Annotated in this window: 15 protein-coding genes; 7 read left to right on the top strand and 8 right to left on the bottom strand. The window is 65.7% G+C overall.

Annotation, left to right across the window (positions count from 1 at the left end):
* Positions 1–19 precede the first annotated feature (19 nt).
* Together dapC and F6X61_RS16805 are read left to right on the top strand one after the other, a co-directional pair.
* The gene (dapC, locus tag F6X61_RS16810; RefSeq protein WP_153787563.1) at positions 20–1,216 is read left to right on the top strand and encodes a succinyldiaminopimelate transaminase; all 1,197 of its coding nucleotides are present in this window, start codon (positions 20–22) and stop codon (positions 1,214–1,216) included.
* A gap of 142 nt (positions 1,217–1,358) precedes the next feature.
* Positions 1,359–1,589, top strand: coding sequence for a hypothetical protein (locus F6X61_RS16805; RefSeq protein WP_153787562.1), 231 nt, complete (start codon positions 1,359–1,361; stop codon positions 1,587–1,589).
* Between the two features lie 54 nt (positions 1,590–1,643).
* Here the strand turns inward: F6X61_RS16805 and F6X61_RS16800 are convergent, their stop codons facing one another.
* Positions 1,644–3,290: a Na+/H+ antiporter gene (locus F6X61_RS16800; protein WP_153787561.1), complete on the bottom strand. Its 1,647-nt coding sequence runs from the start codon at positions 3,288–3,290 to the stop codon at positions 1,644–1,646.
* A gap of 283 nt (positions 3,291–3,573) precedes the next feature.
* Here F6X61_RS16800 and F6X61_RS16795 point away from each other — a divergent pair, with 283 nt between their 5' ends.
* From F6X61_RS16795 to F6X61_RS16780, 4 genes are all read left to right on the top strand, one after another.
* Positions 3,574–3,921, top strand: coding sequence for an ArsC family reductase (locus F6X61_RS16795; RefSeq protein WP_153787560.1), 348 nt, complete (start codon positions 3,574–3,576; stop codon positions 3,919–3,921).
* A gap of 31 nt (positions 3,922–3,952) precedes the next feature.
* Positions 3,953–4,987 (top strand): 2,3,4,5-tetrahydropyridine-2,6-dicarboxylate N-succinyltransferase, encoded by a 1,035-nt coding sequence (gene dapD / locus F6X61_RS16790; protein WP_125465222.1) that lies wholly within the window; start codon positions 3,953–3,955, stop codon positions 4,985–4,987.
* Positions 4,988–5,065: 78 nt separating this feature from the next.
* The gene (locus F6X61_RS16785; RefSeq protein WP_153787559.1) at positions 5,066–6,271 is read left to right on the top strand and encodes a cysteine desulfurase; all 1,206 of its coding nucleotides are present in this window, start codon (positions 5,066–5,068) and stop codon (positions 6,269–6,271) included.
* Positions 6,268–6,672, top strand: a complete 405-nt coding sequence (locus F6X61_RS16780) for a SufE family protein (protein ID WP_153787558.1) — start codon at positions 6,268–6,270, stop codon at positions 6,670–6,672. Before F6X61_RS16785 ends, F6X61_RS16780 begins: the two co-directional genes overlap by 4 nt.
* A gap of 95 nt (positions 6,673–6,767) precedes the next feature.
* Here the strand turns inward: F6X61_RS16780 and tcdA are convergent, their stop codons facing one another.
* The gene (tcdA, locus tag F6X61_RS16775) at positions 6,768–7,577 is read right to left on the bottom strand and encodes a tRNA cyclic N6-threonylcarbamoyladenosine(37) synthase TcdA (RefSeq protein WP_153787557.1); all 810 of its coding nucleotides are present in this window, start codon (positions 7,575–7,577) and stop codon (positions 6,768–6,770) included.
* 254 nt (positions 7,578–7,831) lie between these two features.
* Between tcdA and F6X61_RS16770 the strand changes: the two genes are divergently transcribed.
* On the top strand, positions 7,832–10,429 hold the full coding sequence (locus tag F6X61_RS16770) for a glycosyltransferase (protein WP_153787556.1): 2,598 nt from the start codon (positions 7,832–7,834) through the stop codon (positions 10,427–10,429).
* Positions 10,430–10,466: 37 nt separating this feature from the next.
* Here the strand turns inward: F6X61_RS16770 and F6X61_RS16765 are convergent, their stop codons facing one another.
* The 6 genes from F6X61_RS16765 to F6X61_RS16740 form a co-directional block, all read right to left on the bottom strand.
* Positions 10,467–11,111 (bottom strand): DUF1120 domain-containing protein, encoded by a 645-nt coding sequence (locus F6X61_RS16765; protein ID WP_153787555.1) that lies wholly within the window; start codon positions 11,109–11,111, stop codon positions 10,467–10,469.
* 32 nt (positions 11,112–11,143) lie between these two features.
* A complete protein-coding gene (locus F6X61_RS16760) occupies positions 11,144–12,277 on the bottom strand; it encodes a DUF1120 domain-containing protein (RefSeq protein ID WP_153787554.1) in 1,134 nt (377 codons plus the stop codon).
* Between the two features lie 11 nt (positions 12,278–12,288).
* A complete protein-coding gene (locus F6X61_RS16755) occupies positions 12,289–14,682 on the bottom strand; it encodes a fimbria/pilus outer membrane usher protein (protein ID WP_153787553.1) in 2,394 nt (797 codons plus the stop codon).
* A 1-nt stretch (position 14,683) separates the two neighbouring features.
* Entirely contained in the window at positions 14,684–15,412 is a 729-nt protein-coding gene (locus F6X61_RS16750) for a fimbria/pilus chaperone family protein (RefSeq protein ID WP_153787552.1), read from the bottom strand.
* A gap of 126 nt (positions 15,413–15,538) precedes the next feature.
* Positions 15,539–16,189 (bottom strand): DUF1120 domain-containing protein, encoded by a 651-nt coding sequence (locus F6X61_RS16745; RefSeq protein WP_153787551.1) that lies wholly within the window; start codon positions 16,187–16,189, stop codon positions 15,539–15,541.
* Between the two features lie 71 nt (positions 16,190–16,260).
* The gene (locus F6X61_RS16740) at positions 16,261–16,914 is read right to left on the bottom strand and encodes a DUF1120 domain-containing protein (RefSeq protein WP_153787550.1); all 654 of its coding nucleotides are present in this window, start codon (positions 16,912–16,914) and stop codon (positions 16,261–16,263) included.
* Positions 16,915–16,945 lie beyond the last annotated feature (31 nt).

Raw genomic sequence — 16,945 nt, 5'->3', positions numbered from 1 at the left:
ATTACGAGACCTTGCGCCGATGAACCATGCCTTGACCCACCTTCAGCCCTACCCGTTCGAGAAACTGCGCGCCCTGCTGGGCACCGTACAACCGGCAGCGGACAAACGCGCCATCGCCCTGTCGATCGGTGAGCCAAAGCATGCATCGCCGGCATTCGTCGCCCAGGCCATGGCCGACAACCTCGACAAGCTGGCGGTGTACCCGAGCACAATCGGCCTGCCGACCCTGCGCCAGGCCATCGGCCAGTGGTGCGAGCGGCGTTTCGGCGTGCCGGCCGGCTGGCTCGATGCCGAGCGCCATATCCTGCCGGTCAACGGCACCCGCGAGGCACTGTTCGCCTTCACCCAGGCCGTGGTCAACCGTGCCGATGACGGCCTGGTGGTCAGCCCCAACCCGTTCTACCAGATCTACGAAGGCGCGGCGCTGCTGGCCGGCGCCACCCCGCATTACCTGCCGTGCCTGGAAAGCAACGGCTTCAACCCCGACTTCGACGCCGTGCCGGCCGAAGTGTGGAAGCGCTGCCAGATCCTGTTCCTGTGCTCGCCGGGCAACCCCACCGGCGCGCTGGTGCCGATGGACACCCTGAAGAAGCTGATCGCCCTGGCCGACGAGCACGATTTCGTGATCGCCGCCGACGAGTGCTACAGCGAGCTGTATTTCGACGAAGACGCACCGCCTCCGGGCCTGCTGAGCGCCTGCGCCGAGCTTGGCCGCAGTGACTTCAAGCGCTGCGTGGTGTTCCACAGCCTGTCCAAGCGCTCCAACCTGCCTGGCCTGCGCTCGGGGTTCGTCGCTGGCGACGCCAGCATCATCAAGCCGTTCCTGCTGTACCGCACCTACCACGGCTGCGCCATGCCGGTGCAAACCCAGCTGGCCAGCGTCGCCGCCTGGCAGGACGAGGCCCATGTGCGCGAGAACCGCGACCTTTACCGCGCCAAGTACGATGCGGTGCTCGACATCCTGCAACCGGTAATGGACGTTCAGCGCCCGGACGGCAGTTTCTACCTGTGGGCCAAGGTACCGGGCAACGACGACGCCGCCTTCACCCGCGACCTGTTCGAGGCCGAACACGTGACCGTGGTGCCGGGCTCGTACCTGTCCCGTGAAGTGGATGGCGTCAACCCAGGCGCTGGCCGTGTGCGCATGGCATTGGTCGCGCCGTTGGCCGAGTGCATCGAGGCCGCCGAGCGTATTCGTGCCTTCCTGACCCGCTGACCCACCCAGAAACCAGTACCGACCAGCAGGGCAATTCGACGAAATCGAATTGCCCTACCGGCCAGGGTGAAAACGCCAATATCGGCCTCGGCCAGACCGGCACTAGAGTCACGCCTCCTCTACCGCAGACGAGGTAATACCCATGCCCCTGATCAGTAACGATATATGTCAGGATGCCAAGACCTGGCTCCTCGAAATGGATGACAACGGCGACGGCAAGGTTTCGCTCGAAGAATTCAGGAAGCGCTTCGAGGACTACCACACCAGCGAGGACATGGAACGAATCCTGGCCCTGATGGATGTGAACGACAATGGCTTCATCGAGACGGGCGAAACCCTGCTACGCCTCGATCGCTCTGCCGCCTGCGAGTAAGCAAGGCAACGCCCGTGCTCCTGGTGGGCACGGGCTCTCCCCGGTTTCGGCGCCCTACCTGACCTGCCCCAGGTTCGCCTCACTCATGTCCAGCTCGCCCAGTACCTGGCGAACCACTTCGTCGCCCACCAGATGCTGGCGATGCAGGTTGTACAGTTCCAACCGCTGCGCCCGCAGCGCCCTCTGCCGCAAACGGCGCTCCAGCAAGTCCATCTGTTCGGCCAGCGCCCGGGCCTCGGCGCTGTCGTTGTAACTGTCGAGCTCATCGCGGTACTCAGCCATCAACCGCGCCTTGAGCTCGGCCGCCAAGGTGGCCTGGGCGGCATCCTGCGGTGCATTGGCGTCGGTCACCTCTTCTGCCTCCAAGGCATGGATCGCAGCCTCCGCCGTGCGTCGCCAGGCTTCCTGAACTTCCTGGCGCAGACGCTCATCCGGGCTGCGGGTAACGCCGCGCAGCAGGATCGGCAAGGCGATCACGGCACTGACCAGCGACAACAGGATCACCCCAGCGGCAATGAAGATCAGCAGGTCACGCTCAGGAAAGGCCTGGCCAGCCCCGATCAGCAACGGGATCGACATCACGCCGGCCAGGGTCACCGCACCGCGTACCCCACCCAGGGTCAACAGCCAGCACGACCGCGCAGTCGGCATCAGCACCAGCGCCGGCTTGCCGCGCCAGCGCCGCACCACGCCGATGGCACGCCAGATGCTCTGCACCCAGACGAAGCGCAGCAACACCAGCGCGGCGAAAATCGCCAGCACGTCCAGACAACGCCAGGCCAACGCCGGCCAGACGGCCGGCTCGTGACTGACCACCGCCTTGATGATGTCCGGCAACTGCAGGCCCAGCAGCAGGAAGATCAGGCCATTGAAGGCGAATTCGAGCAACGACCAGACACTGCGGTTGAGCAGGCGCGTGCTGGTCTGGCGTGGTAGCAGGTCAAGCCAGCTCTGCATCATGCCGGCGGCCACCGCCGAAAGAATGCCCGACACCCCAAGGCGCTCGGCCAGCACGTAGGCAGCGAACGGCAACAGCAACATGAACACCACGTGGGTGGCCGGGTCGTCCCAGCCGCGGGTGATCATCCACATGCGCAGGCGCCCCACCAGCCAGCTCAGGACCACCCCCACCGCCAGGCCGCCCAGGGCGACAACAACGAAGGTGAGGCTGGCTTCGGTCAGGGAGAACACCCCGGTGATGGCCGCGACCAGAGCGAACTTGAAGGTCACCAGGCCCGAGGCGTCGTTCATCAGCGCTTCGCCCTGGAGCATGTGCATCAGCGGGGTAGGCAAGCGGTCCTGGGCGATGGCCGAGACCGCCACGGCATCGGTGGGCGACAACACCGCCGCCAGGGCGAAGGCGACGGCCAACGGGATACTCGGCAGCAACCAGTGGATGAAGTAACCGGCGCCGACCACGGTGAACAACACCAGCCCCACCGCCAGCGCCACCACAGGCCCGCGGATGCGCCACAGTTCGCGCTTGGGCATGCGCCAGCCATCGGCGAACAGCAGCGGCGGCAAGAACAGGAACAGGAACAGTTCCGGGTCCAGCGCCACATGCAGGCCCAGGGTCGGCCAGGCCAGCAAGGCGCCTGCGCCGATCTGCACCAACGGCAACGGCAGCGGCACCACGCGCCCCACCAGTTTCGACAGGCTCACCAGCATCAGCAGGATTAGGACGGTATAGGCTGACTGCATCGGCAAGCTTCCTGTGTAATCGAAACAACGACAGCGGGGGCGAAACATCGCCTTTGAAACAATATGTTAGCGGCGACCGGCTAGGCTGGACCGCTCCACGATAGTCGCAACCAGACCCAGAATATGTAACACAATGCTACCCGCACGCGAATGACACACCTCAAGCCGTACCTTCTGGCCCGCAGCCGTGGCGCCAGCACCCTTGATATCGCATAATCGCCCCCACCCAGTCTTCAAGGAGCATCGGGGACGCCCGGCCAGGCCCGGCAGCCCCAGGCATTCAATGGCTTACACTCTCTACGGCATCAAAGCCTGCGACACCATGAAAAAGGCGCGTACCTGGCTCGAAGACAAGGCCATCGCCTACCAATTCCACGATTACAAAACCCAAGGCATCGACCGTGACAGCCTGAACCGCTGGTGCGACGAACACGGCTGGGAAGTCATCCTCAACCGTGCCGGCACCACCTTCCGCAAGCTGGACGACGCCAGCAAGGCAGACCTCGACCAGGCCAAGGCCGTCGAGCTGATGCTGGCCCAGCCGTCGATGATCAAACGCCCGGTGCTGGACCTTGGCGCGCGTACCCTGGTCGGCTTCAAGCCCGACCTGTACGCCGCTGCCCTGGCCTGAGCCCCTACCCTATTTCGCACGAGGTAATCACATGTCCAATACCCTGTTCAGCCTGGCCTTCGGCGTCGGCACCCAGAACCGCCAGGGCGCCTGGCTGGAAGTCTTCTACGCGCAGCCTTTGCTCAACCCATCCGCCGAGCTGGTCGCCGCCATCGCGCCGATCCTTGGCTATGAAGGTGGCAACCAGGCCATCGCCTTCAGCAACGCCCAGGCCGCGCAGCTGGCCGAGGCCCTGAAAGGCGTCGATGCCGCCCAGGCCGCCCTGCTGACTCGCCTGGCCGAGAGCCACAAGCCGCTGGTCGCCACCGTGCTGGCCGAAGACGGTGCCCTGGCGTCCACCCCAGAGGCGTACCTCAAGCTGCACCTGCTGTCGCACCGCCTGGTCAAGCCACACGGCGTTTCGCTGGCCGGCATCTTCCCGCTGCTGCCGAACGTGGCCTGGACCAACCAGGGCGCGGTCGACCTGGCCGAACTGGCCGAACTGCAACTGGAAGCGCGCCTGAAGGGCGAACTGCTGGAAGTGTTCTCGGTGGACAAGTTCCCGAAGATGACCGACTACGTCGTGCCGGCCGGTGTGCGCATCGCCGATGCCGCCCGCGTGCGCCTGGGCGCCTACATCGGCGAAGCCACCACCATCATGCACGAAGGCTTCGTCAACTTTAACGCCGGCACCGAAGGCCCGGGCATGATCGAAGGCCGCGTCTCCGCTGGCGTATTCGTCGGCAAGGGCTCGGACCTCGGCGGCGGCTGCTCGACCATGGGCACCCTGTCCGGTGGCGGCAACATCGTCATCAAGGTCGGCGAAGGCTGCCTGATCGGCGCCAACGCCGGTATCGGCATCCCGCTGGGCGACCGCAACACCGTGGAAGCCGGCCTGTACATCACCGCCGGTACCAAGGTGAACCTGCTGGACGAGAACAACCAGCTGGTCAAGGTGGTCAAGGCCCGTGACCTGGCCGGCCAGACCGACCTGCTGTTCCGTCGCAATTCGCTCAACGGCGCGGTGGAGTGCAAGACCCACAAGTCGGCCATCGAGCTGAACGAGGCGCTGCACGCCCACAACTGAGAACCTGCGGGTTCGAAGTGATAAGATCGGGGCTGGCCGCAAGGCCCGCCCCGATTTTTCATTCCAGGCCCCGCGAACATGTTCCAGCCCTCCCCCTGGCGTGCCGACTTCCCCGCCATCGCCGCCCTGCAACGCCAGCACCAGACCTACCTGGACAGCGCCGCCACCACGCAGAAACCGCAGGCCCTGCTCGACGCCCTGAGCCACTATTACGGCCATGGCGCGGCCAACGTGCACCGTGCCCAGCACCTGCCGGGCGCCCTCGCCACCCAAGCCTTCGAAGCCAGCCGTGACAAAGCCTGCGCCTGGCTCAATGGCGCCGACTCGCGGCAGATCGTCTTCACTCATGGCGCCACTTCAGCGCTTAACCTGCTGGCCTATGGCCTGGAACACCGCTTCGAGGCCGGCGACGAAATCGCCGTCAGCGCCCTGGAACACCACGCCAATCTGTTGCCATGGCAGCAGCTGGCGCAACGGCGTCAACTGCGCCTGGTGGTGTTGCCGGTGAATGAACAGGGCCATGTCGATCTGGACCAGGCCCTGCAGTTGATCGGCCCACGGACTCGCCTGCTCGCCATCAGCCAGCTGTCCAACGTGCTCGGCACCTGGCAACCCCTGGCTCCCCTGCTGGCGCACGCCCAGGCCCAAGGCGCGCTGACCGTGGTCGACGGCGCCCAGGGCGTGGTGCATGGCCGGCACGATATGCAGCAACTGGGCTGCGACTTCTACGTGTTCTCCAGCCACAAGCTGTATGGCCCCGACGGTGTCGGCGTGCTGTATGGCCGGCAGCAGGCCCTGGCGCTGCTGCGCCACTGGCAGTTCGGTGGCGAAATGGTGCAGTTGGCCGAGTACCAGAGCGCCAGTTTCCGTCCCGCGCCGCTGGGCTTCGAGGCCGGCACACCACCAATCGCCAGCGTGATCGCCTTGGGGGCGACCCTGGATTACCTGGCCAGCCTCGATGGCGAGGCCGTTGCCCGTCATGAGGCCAGCCTGCACCAGCAACTGCTGCGGGGCCTGGGGGATCGCGAAGGCATTCGCCTGCTGGGTTCACCACAGGCAGCGCTGGCCAGCTTCATCATCGAAGGTGTGCACAACGCCGATATCGCCCACCTGCTGACCGAACAGGGCATTGCCGTACGCGCCGGGCATCATTGCGCCATGCCGCTGCTCAAGGGCATGGGACTGGAGGGCGCGATCCGCGTATCGCTGGGGCTGTACAGCGACAGCGATGACCTGCAGCGCTTCTTCGACGCGCTCGACCAAGGCCTGGAGCTGCTGCGATGAGCCTGTCGCCAGAAGCCAGTCAGGCGCTGGAGAGTTTCCAGCAGGCACGCGGCTGGGAGCAACGGGCACGGCTGCTGATGCAGTGGGGGGATCGGCTGCAAGCGCTGGACGACAGTGAGAAAACCGAGGCCAACCGGGTGCATGGGTGCGAGAGCCTGGTGTGGCTGGTGGCCGCGCAGATGGACGGTCAGTGGCGGTTCAAGGCCAGCAGCGATGCGCGGTTGTTGCGCGGGTTGCTGGCGCTGTTGCTGGTCAGGGTGCAGGGGCTGGCCAGCGATGAATTGGCCGAGGTGGATCTGGGCGACTGGTTCAACCAACTGGGACTGGAGCGCCAGCTGTCGCCATCGCGCAGCAATGGGCTGCATGCGGTGTTGCAGCGGATGGCTGAGCTCCAGCGCTAAAACCATCGCGGGGCAAGCCCGCTCCCACAAAGCTGGACTGCCCCCAAGAAGTTGGACACCAAGGCAACGTGGGAGCGGGCTTGCCCCGCGATGACTTACTCAGGCTTGACCCGCTCCGACGGCCGCCGCGCGCCGGCAACCAGCTTCTCCACCGCCTTGCTCGCCGCCACCATGCCGAACGTCGCGGTCACCATCATCACCGCGCCAAAACCGCCCGAACAATCCAGCCGCACGCCCTCACCGACGAAGCTCTTCTGCAGGCACACGCTGCCATCGCCCTTGGGGTAGCGCAGCTGCTCGCTGGAAAACACGCAAGGCACCTGGTAATTGCGGCTGGTATTGCGCGAGAAGTTGTAATCCCGGCGCAGGGTCGAGCGCACCCGCGAGGCCAGCGGATCGTTGAAGGTCTTGTTCAGGTCGCCAACCTGGATGCGCGTCGGATCGATCTGCCCACCCGCGCCGCCGGTGGTGGTGATGGCGATCTTGCGCCGCTTGCACCAAGCGATCAGTGCGGCCTTGGCCATCACGCTGTCGATGCAGTCGATCACGCAATCCATCTGTTCGGTGATGTACTCGGCCATGGTCTCGCGGGTGACGAAGTCGGCCACCGCATGCACCGTGCAGGCCGGGTTGATCGCCCGCAGGCGTTCGGCCATCACCTCGACCTTGGGACGCCCCACCTGGCCGTCCAGCGCATGGGCCTGGCGGTTGGTGTTGCTGACACAGACATCGTCGAGGTCGAACAGGCTGATTTCACCCACGCCGCTGCGTGCCAGGGCCTCGGCCGCCCACGAGCCCACTCCGCCGATGCCGACGATGGCCACATGGGCCTGGCGCAGGCGTTGCAGCCCGTCATCGCCGTACAGCCGGGCGACACCGGCAAAGCGTGGATCTTCTGTGCTCATGTTCGTACCCCAGGCCAATACCTCAAAAATCGGCGCGCAGTATAAGCCAAGCGCCTGGATTAAGGGCTGCCGTTGGCAAGTGTCCTGCCAAGCCTGCTTTAATGTCCTATCAGACAAAAAGATCTGCACGACAATCAGGCGGCTACAGAACTTCATCCTCTGTCGAAAATCCAACGGACTGCCTTCTTCGGCAAGCGTAGGACCGACGCACCGAAGACAGCGCCCCGCCCTCAGTTTCGGAACCTCGAACCCTTATGTCATCACGCAAATTCGGCCTCAACCTGGTGGTGGTCCTGGCCATCGCCGCGCTGTTCACCGGGTTCTGGGCGCTCATCAACCGCCCGGTGTCCGCCCCTGCCTGGCCGGAGCAGATCTCCGGTTTTTCCTATTCGCCGTTCCGCCTCGGTGAAAGCCCGCAAAAGGGCCAGTACCCGAGCGAGGACGAGATTCGCCAGGATCTGGAACAGCTGAACAAGCTGACCGACAACATCCGCATCTATACCGTCGAAGGCACCCAGGCCGAGGTGCCGCGCCTGGCCGAGGAACTGGGCCTGCGGGTTACCCTGGGCATCTGGATCAGCAAGGACCTGGAGCGCAACGAGCGTGAGATCGAAAAAGCCATCGGCCTGGCCAACACCTCGCGCAGCGTCGTGCGGGTGGTGGTGGGCAACGAAGCGCTGTTCCGCGAAGAAGTCACCCCCGAGGAACTGATCGCCTACCTCGACCGCGTGCGCAAGGCGGTGAAAGTGCCGGTGACCACCAGTGAGCAGTGGCACATCTGGAAGGAACATCCCGAGCTTGCCAAGCATGTCGACCTGATCGCCGCGCACATCCTGCCGTACTGGGAGTTCGTGCCGATGCAGGACTCGGTGCAGTTCGTCCTCGACCGCGCCCGCGAGCTGCGCAAGCAGTTCCCGCGCAAGCCGCTGCTGCTCTCGGAGGTCGGCTGGCCGAGCAATGGCCGCATGCGCGGCGGCGCCGACGCCACCCAGGCCGACCAGGCCATCTACCTGCGCACCCTGGTCAATACCCTCAACCGCCGCGGCTACAACTACTTCGTCATCGAAGCCTACGACCAGCCGTGGAAAGCCAGCGACGAAGGCTCGGTGGGTGCGTACTGGGGCGTGTTCAACGCCGAGCGCCAGCAGAAGTTCAACTTCGAAGGCCCGATCGTCGCCATCCCGCAGTGGCGCGCCTTGGCCGTGGCCTCGGTGGTGCTGGCGATGATCGCGCTCATGGTGCTGTTCATCGATGGCTCGGCTCTGCGCCAGCGTGGGCGCACCTTCCTCACCTTCATCACCTTCCTGTGCGGGTCGGTGCTGGTGTGGATCGCCTACGACTACAGCCAGCAGTACAGCACCTGGTTCAGCCTGACCGTGGGCATACTGCTGGCGCTTGGTGCGTTGGGTGTATTCATCGTCCTGCTCACCGAGGCCCACGAACTGGCCGAGGCGGTATGGATACACAAAAGGCGGCGGGAATTCCTGCCGGTGCACGCCGACAGCGCCTATCGCCCGAAGGTGTCGGTGCATGTGCCGTGCTACAACGAGCCGCCCGAGATGGTCAAGCAGACCCTCGACGCCCTCGCCGCGCTGGACTACCCCGACTACGAAGTGCTGGTGATCGACAACAACACCAAGGACCCGGCCGTGTGGGAGCCGCTCAAGGCCCACTGTGAAAAGCTGGGCGAGCGCTTCAAGTTCTTCCATGTCGCGCCCCTGGCCGGTTTCAAGGGCGGCGCGCTCAACTACCTGATCCCGCACACCGCCAAGGACGCCGAAGTGATCGCGGTGATCGACTCGGACTACTGCGTCGACCGCAACTGGCTCAAGCACATGGTGCCGCACTTCGCCGATCCGAAGATCGCCGTGGTGCAGTCGCCCCAGGACTACCGCGACCAGCACGAAAGCGCCTTCAAGAAGCTGTGCTACAGCGAGTACAAGGGCTTCTTCCACATCGGCATGGTCACCCGCAACGACCGTGACGCGATCATCCAGCACGGCACCATGACCATGACCCGGCGTTCGGTGCTCGAAGAGCTGGGCTGGGCCGAATGGTGCATCTGCGAGGATGCCGAGCTGGGCCTGCGGGTGTTCGAGAAAGGCCTGTCGGCCGCCTACGCCCACAACAGCTACGGCAAGGGCCTGATGCCCGACACCTTCATCGACTTCAAGAAGCAGCGCTTCCGCTGGGCGTACGGCGCCATCCAGATCATCAAGCACCATGCCGGCGCCCTGCTGCGCGGCAAGGACAGCGAGCTGACCCGCGGCCAGCGCTATCACTTCCTGGCCGGCTGGCTGCCGTGGATCGCCGATGGCATGAACATCTTCTTCACCGTCGGTGCACTGCTGTGGTCGGCGGCGATGATCATCGTGCCGCACCGGGTCGACCCGCCACTGATGATGTTCGCCATCCCGCCGCTGGCGCTGTTCTTCTTCAAGGTCGGCAAGATCGTGTTCCTGTACCGGCGCGCGGTGGGGGTGGACCTGAAGGACGCCTTCGCCGCCGCGCTGGCGGGGCTTGCGCTGTCGCACACCATCGCCAAGGCGGTGCTGTACGGCTTCTTCACCAGCAGCATGCCGTTCTTCCGCACGCCGAAGAACGCCGACAGCCATGGCCTGCTGGTGGCAATTTCCGAAGCGCGGGAAGAGCTGTTCATCATGTTGCTGCTGTGGGGCGCCGCTGCCGGGATCTATCTGGTACAGGGCCTGCCGAGCTCGGACATGCGCTTCTGGGTGGCCATGCTGCTGGTGCAGTCGCTGCCGTACCTGGCAGCGCTGATCATGGCTTTCCTGTCGTCGCTGCCCAAACCTGCGCACGCCAGCGAACCGGCAACCGCAGGCCAGGCCTGAACCTGCGGCGTCGAGCCCCGCGAGGGACTCTGCGCCGCTACAGGTACACCACCTCCATCGTCCCTTCGCCATCGAAGGCGATGTCATCGCTGGTATCCAGCGAATCGGTCGGTGCCACCACCACCTGGACCATCAAGGTGGCGGTGAGGTCACGGATAGGCACAGGGCCGGCGACACTGCCCAGGGTATCGCTGAAGCCCAGCAGCATGTCGTTGGCACCGATCCGGTCGACCTGCAGGTCGGCCGCGTGCCAGCCCTGCCCGGCGCTGGTCGAATCGGTGATGTAGACCTGGGTGAGCGCATCGGCCTGGATGCGCCTCGGGTCGAACTGCACCTCGTACAGACCGATACGGTTGCCGCGCCGGTCCAGCCCCAGGCCGTAGTAGATGCCACTGTTCACCAGCGCGGTGCCATCACGGTTGTCCTTCATGCGCAGGGCGAAACGGGTGGCCGCGTCGCAGCTGATGCTCAGGCCGATGGGCCTGGGCTTGAGCTGCGTGCGCTGGGTCTGGCTCAGGTCCTGCACCGAGATGCGGCCGAAGTCCACCACCCCGCCGCCGGTCAAGGCGGGCGTGCACGAGGCCGGCGTGACGCTGCCCCGCACATTCAGCTCCACGGTCGATTGCGCCTGGGCGCAGGGTGCCGCTATCACGGCCAGTAGCGTTGCCGCAGCGATTTTCATGAGAAGTCACTCCTTGGTTTCACATCGGGTCACTAGAGGTAGATGATTTCGAGGGTGGCCGCGCCGTCGATCGGCGCTTCCTCGTCGAGGGTCAATGCCCCGGCGGGTGCCAGGAACAGGTCGATATTGAGCAGGCCGCTCAGGTGGCTGATCGCCGATGGATCGCGGTCGCTGCCTGCCGCCTTGGCAAACCCCAGCAGGCGTCGGTCCGGGGCCAGATAAGCCGGCCCCGAGGGCGCCTGCCATGCCCGGGCATTGGCCTGGGCCTGCAGCACCGCGAGCGACACACCATCGCCCTGGGCACCAGAATCGATGGACACCGCATAGCCGCCCAGCGCCTGGCCCGCGCGGGTATTACCGACGCCGAACAACAGCGCCCCATTCACCAGGCCCGGGAAGGCTCTTACGCTGGCTGGACGATTGTCCCGGGCACTGATGGCGAAGCGCGTCGGCGCGTCGCAGCGCACATTCAACGAAACGGCGCGGTGCCAACTGCGCCCTGCGTCCTGGCCCAGTTGCCGGGCGGGAATGCGCCCGAAATCCACCAGCCCGCCATTGCCCAGTTGGGGCGTACAGGCCACCGGGGCGAATGCCGCCTGCAGCTCCAGAGGTCGGCTGGCGCCTGCTGCCTCGATAACGCCACCACCCTGCCAGAGCAGCGCATCGCCCTTGCCCAGTACGGCGGCATCGGCCCGGCCTTGAACCTCAAGGCGCGCGCTGAACAGACGCCCCTGGGCCAACCGGCCATCGCGAAGGGGGGCCAAAGGAGTCTGCGGCAACCAGTCCAGCACCGGCCCGCTGGCGACCGGTGCTTGTCCGGGGGCTTTGAGCCGGCCCAACTCGACTGGCAGGCCATCGAGCTGGGCTTGTTCCAGGCGCAGGCTATAGCTGCCCTGGTCGCCCAGGCCGAAACGCGTGCCATCGAGCATGGGGGCGCGGAAGAACAGCGTCAGGTCCTGCGGTCGTGGGCAGCTCACCGTCAGCCCCAGGTTGCGCGTGCCCAGCATCAGCTGCTGCGCTTGCGCCTTCAATGTGGTGCGATTGAACCGGCCGAAGTCCACCACAGGCTGGCTGACGGACACCTGGCAGTCCTCGGCGTGGCTGTAGGACGGCAGCAGGCACAGGCCACCGAAGAGCAGCGCGATGCCGCGAAAAAGAGAGTGCATGGCAGGCTCCGTCACAGGGTCCGGCACGAGGCCGTGGTGGATTCGAAGTAAGCGTCAAGGTCGCTGGCGTCGGGCAAGCTGTAGTGCAGCTCGCACGCGGGCCGGTCGGCCGGTTTAACCCAGAGTCGCCGTTGGTCCTGCAGGTTGTGGACGAACACCAGCCCGCCCTCCTGTACCAGGGTGACGAACTGGCCTTGCTCGTCGGTGACCATCGCCCCTCCCGGAAGCGGCTGCCCGGCATCGTCGCTGGCCTGGAGCAACGCGCGGCGGGTGCTGTTCACCTGGAAATCGACCTTGGCCACGGCGCCGCGCCCGGCCTGGACCAGCTCCACGCCGTTGACCAGGTCGACGTTGCGCGGCAACGAGCGTGGCTGCACTTCCACCGTGCTGCTGCCATAGGGCGCCAGTTGCGCCACCAGCGCCTGACCGTCGTCGTCGGTCCACACCGGGCCTGCCGGCGTCGTCAGCTTCACCCCCGGCAACTCGCCCACCGAGACCAGGGCGAAGGTGTCCTGCACCGCGTACGGGGCGAAGGTGATGCCCTCGGCATGGGCGGCGATCCCACCGCGCATGCCCAGCCCAAGGCTGCGGTTGCCCCTGCCGTAGCCGGCATAGTTGACGTCGAGCTGGGTGTAGCGAGGCAGCGCGGACATGCCGGCGCTGAGGTCCACCAAGCGGTCGCGGCTGTCGCGCTCGGCGCCGAGGCGATAACTGAAGGTGTCGCTTACACGTTCCTGCATCGACAGGCCCAGGCGGTGATCGCCGCCACTTTCGCGCAGCGAGGCGCGCAGGCGCCGTTCGCGCCCCAACGGCATGCTCAAGCTGAGGTAGGCGGCATTGCCCAGGTTGCTGCTGCCACCGAGGTTCCATTCGGCGCTGGCCGACAGCGAGACCTCACCGAAACGCCGGCTCCATGAGGCATAGGCACGGCTCGACTCGCCCCCGTCATGCAACGCGGCGCGGGAGAACCCGCCGCTGAGGCTGCCCACCCAGGGCTGGACCCAGGACAAGCCGATGCTGTACTGGCGTTTCGCACGGCCACGGGCCCCGGCCTCGTCGTCCACGGAAAAACTGTCCAGCAAGTCTCGGTAGCCCTGGGTCTGTTGCGTGTAGGCGCCGTTGACGGCCCATTGCTCGGTCAATTGCTGGGACAGCGACAGCTGGCTCTGCAGGCCTTGGGTGTCCAGGTCACTGGCCTTGGCCGCCTGAATCATCCACTGGATCTGCGAGCCCAGCCATGGCTGCACGCCCACCCCGAGGCCCGCGGCCTGATAACCGCTGGCCATCAGCGCGCCGCTGCTCAAAGTGGTCGAGCGGTCCAGGGCCTGGGTCCAGCCCGCGCTGAGTACCCAAGGGTCGGCGGCCACGTCGGCATTCTCGCGCACGCGGCCCGCACCCAGGGTGAATCCCGGCGCGGGGATGTCCAGGGCCACCAAGGCTGCCGGCACGGTGAAACTACGCTGTGCGCCATCGGCCTCGATCACCGTGACCTCCAGGTCGGTCAGGCGATCCAGGTGCGGCAGGTCGGCCAATGCGAACGGCCCGGCCGGCACCACGGTGGAATAGATCAGCGCGCCGGCCTGGCGTACCTCTACCCGTGCCTGGGTTTGCGCGATCCCTTCGATGGCGCTGCGGCTCACGGGGCCGTCGAGTGCCTGTTCGGTGCTCAACTGCATGCCATCGACCCGCGCGCCGGCCAGCACCGGGTTGACCAGGTTGATCTGCCCGGCCTGGAACACCGTGCCCAATTCGGCAAAGGTGCGCTGGGCATAGGCATCGAGGAATTCACTGCGGCGCACGCCGTCCATCGCGGTATGGATCTGGTGGCTGCGCACGATCCAGTCGCCGGCGTTGAAGCCCAGCTCGGTGCTGGCCGACCAGTAGTCGCTGTTGCTGCCCTCGAACCGGTTGCGCAGGCCCGAGAGTTCGTAATTGAGCACCCCCGCGAGCCCGCCGGTGTGGTAGGCGGACAGGTCCTGAGTGGTCTCGACCGGGCGCAGCGCCTGGGTCGGCACCACCAGACCGACACGTGCCGACTCGGGCTCCAGAATGATCTGAGTCTGACCGTAGCGGCCAAGGAAATCCTGGCAATGGCCGTCATCCGTGCCTGCCTCCTCAGGCGCCAACAAGCGGGCGGCGTCGAGCAGGTGCCGGTCGAAACACAGTTGCCCAGCGGCATCGAAACGTACCTCGACCCGCCCACGGGACTGGTCGTTGACACTCAGGCTCACCCGATGCGTACCTGGCGTGAAGCGCGCCGATTGGCTCAGGTAGTCGACCAGGCCCGGGTCGATGCCACGCAGGCGCAACAGCTCGGCATCGAAGCTCATCGGTGCCTCGGCCATCGCTTCGGCGGCGCCGAGCGCCAGCAGGCCGACACAGCGGCCAGCAGATCGCCAACGCATCTCAGGCACCACCCGCCACTACCGCGGCCTCATGGGCATCCACGGCAAAGCCGTAGACCGTCGCCGGGAACAGCCTGACCTTTTCCGGCGTGCCTTGCAGGGCGCCATCGACGGCGATCTCCAAGGTATCGCCGGGCAACACATAACTGCGTGCCAACCGCGCGGCCTGGCCACTGGGCAGCAGCTTCAGCTCCTGGGCCAGGCGCACCACGTAGGGCGAGTCGTTGCGCACGCTCAGCTTGCCTTCTGCCATCTGCCAGCGCAGTGCGGTCCAGGGCGTGCGGTTGGGTGCCAGGCCCTTGGGGTGGATGATCACCGGCAGGTTCTGGCGCAGGCTCACGCCGACCTTCGCCAAGCCTTGCGCCTTGGTATCGGCGGAGTGCGGGATGCCTTCGAAGATCACCCGCTTGAGCCGTTGGGTGGTCAGTGGCTTGTCGCCGCGCAGGATGAAGCGCACCAGTTGCTCCTTGCCAGCCTCCACCCGCCACACCGGCTGCGACAGGAACAACAGCGGCTCGGTGTCCTCGGGCAAGTCCTGCAGGGTGACATGCAGCAAGGCGGCGGCGCCGTCGCTGTTGCGTACCTTGATCGAGGCTTCGCCGTCTTCTTCCTTGACGATGACCACGGAGGTTTCCGGGATCATGCCGTCGGCCCAGGAGGGCAGCGGCAAGGCCAGGGCCAGCAGGCTGGCCAGCAAGGGGCGGGACAGGCAACGTGGGATGTAGGGCATGGCAAACTCCAGGCATGACCCGGCCGCCCGCGGCAACCGGGTGAAAGTTCAGTTGGGGAAAAAGGGCTCTCCCCCTCCGTCTTGCGCGGCTCGGGGAATGCGAGGGCCGTCAGGCCGAAGCGGACCTCAGAGGTACGACACTTCCAAGGTCGAGGCACCGTCGATGGGCACCTCGTCGGTCAGGGTCAACGACTGGCCGGGCGCCAGGTGCATGTCCACCTCGATCAGCGCTTCGAGGGTGCGGATCGCCGACGGCTGCGCACCTCCTGCCGGCGCAAAGCCGATCAGCCCCGCGCTACCCTCGTTGGGCAACGGGCTGTCGACGGTGGAAACCAATTGCCAGCTGACGCCGTTGTCACTGCTGTGTAGGCGGGCGACCTGGGTGTTGCCGTCAAGGGTCAGCCCTTCGGACTTGAACAGCACGAAGTAGGTGCCCACTTTCTGCACGCCGTGCATGCCCAGGCCGAAGTGCCGATCATGCACGGGCCACTCAGCCGAGCCCGCACGCCCGTCGACACCGCGCAAAGCGAAGCGGGTGGGTGCCGAGCAGGTGATCGACAGCCGTTGCCGAGTGGACACGAACTGCGTGCGTTGTACCGGATGCAGCTCGATCGAGCCGATCTTGCCGTATTCGAAACTGCCATCGCCGCTGAGCGTGGGTACGCAGGCGGCCGGGGTGATCGAGCCGGTGACACTGACTTCGGTCGTCGATCGTGCCGACGACAGCGACGCCGAGGCAGTGCACACCACCAGCAGTAACAGGCGTGAAGGTTTCATGAGGCGCTCTCCCTGAGCGATGCCAGGCGGTGCAACGGGAGGACGGGAATCACGTCTCGCCCCCCCGCTGATTACAGGTAGGTCACCTCGATGCTGGCGGCACCGTCGATGCTGATGTCATTGGTCAACGTGAGATCGGTGGCCTTGACGATGCTCATGGTCACCTGCAGATCCGCCGAGAGGGTGCTGATCGGGCTTGGCTCACTTGCGCCTTGCAGGGCGAAACCGTAGAGCACTGGCGAGCCAACACCTCGACTGGCCAGGTAGACGACACCACTGGTCACCGGCATCCAGGCACTGCCATTGACCGAGCGCATGCGTGTAACGTCGGTGGCGCCGTCTGCGTTGAGACCGGTCGGCTGGATGCCCATTCTGAAACCGCCGATCTTCTCGGTGCCATTGAGTCCCAGGCCAAAGTACATGGCGTTTGCCAGGTGGGCAGTGCCTGCCCGGTTGTCGATGCCGTCGAGGGCGAATCGCGTGGGTGCGCTGCAAGCGATGGTCAAGCGTTGCATGCCAGACTCGAACTGGGTGATCGCATCCTGGTTCAGATCCTGCGCGGAGATCTTGCCGAAGTCGAAATCACCTGCACCGCTCAGCGATGGAGTACAGGCGGCGGGCGTGATGGTGCCAGTGACACTGACATCGGTGCTGGAGGCAGCCAATGCAGACAGGCTGAAGCTCGTGGCTGTGTACAGGGCGATCAAGGCGGCAACTTTTTTCATTTTTGGGGTCCATTCGAACGTGATAACGGGT

It is taken from the genome of Pseudomonas sp. EMN2, assembly GCF_009650555.1.
GTDB lineage: Bacteria > Pseudomonadota > Gammaproteobacteria > Pseudomonadales > Pseudomonadaceae > Aquipseudomonas > Aquipseudomonas sichuanensis.
Note: the sequence above shows the minus strand (reverse complement) of the source record. Positions and strands in the feature narration are given on the sequence as shown.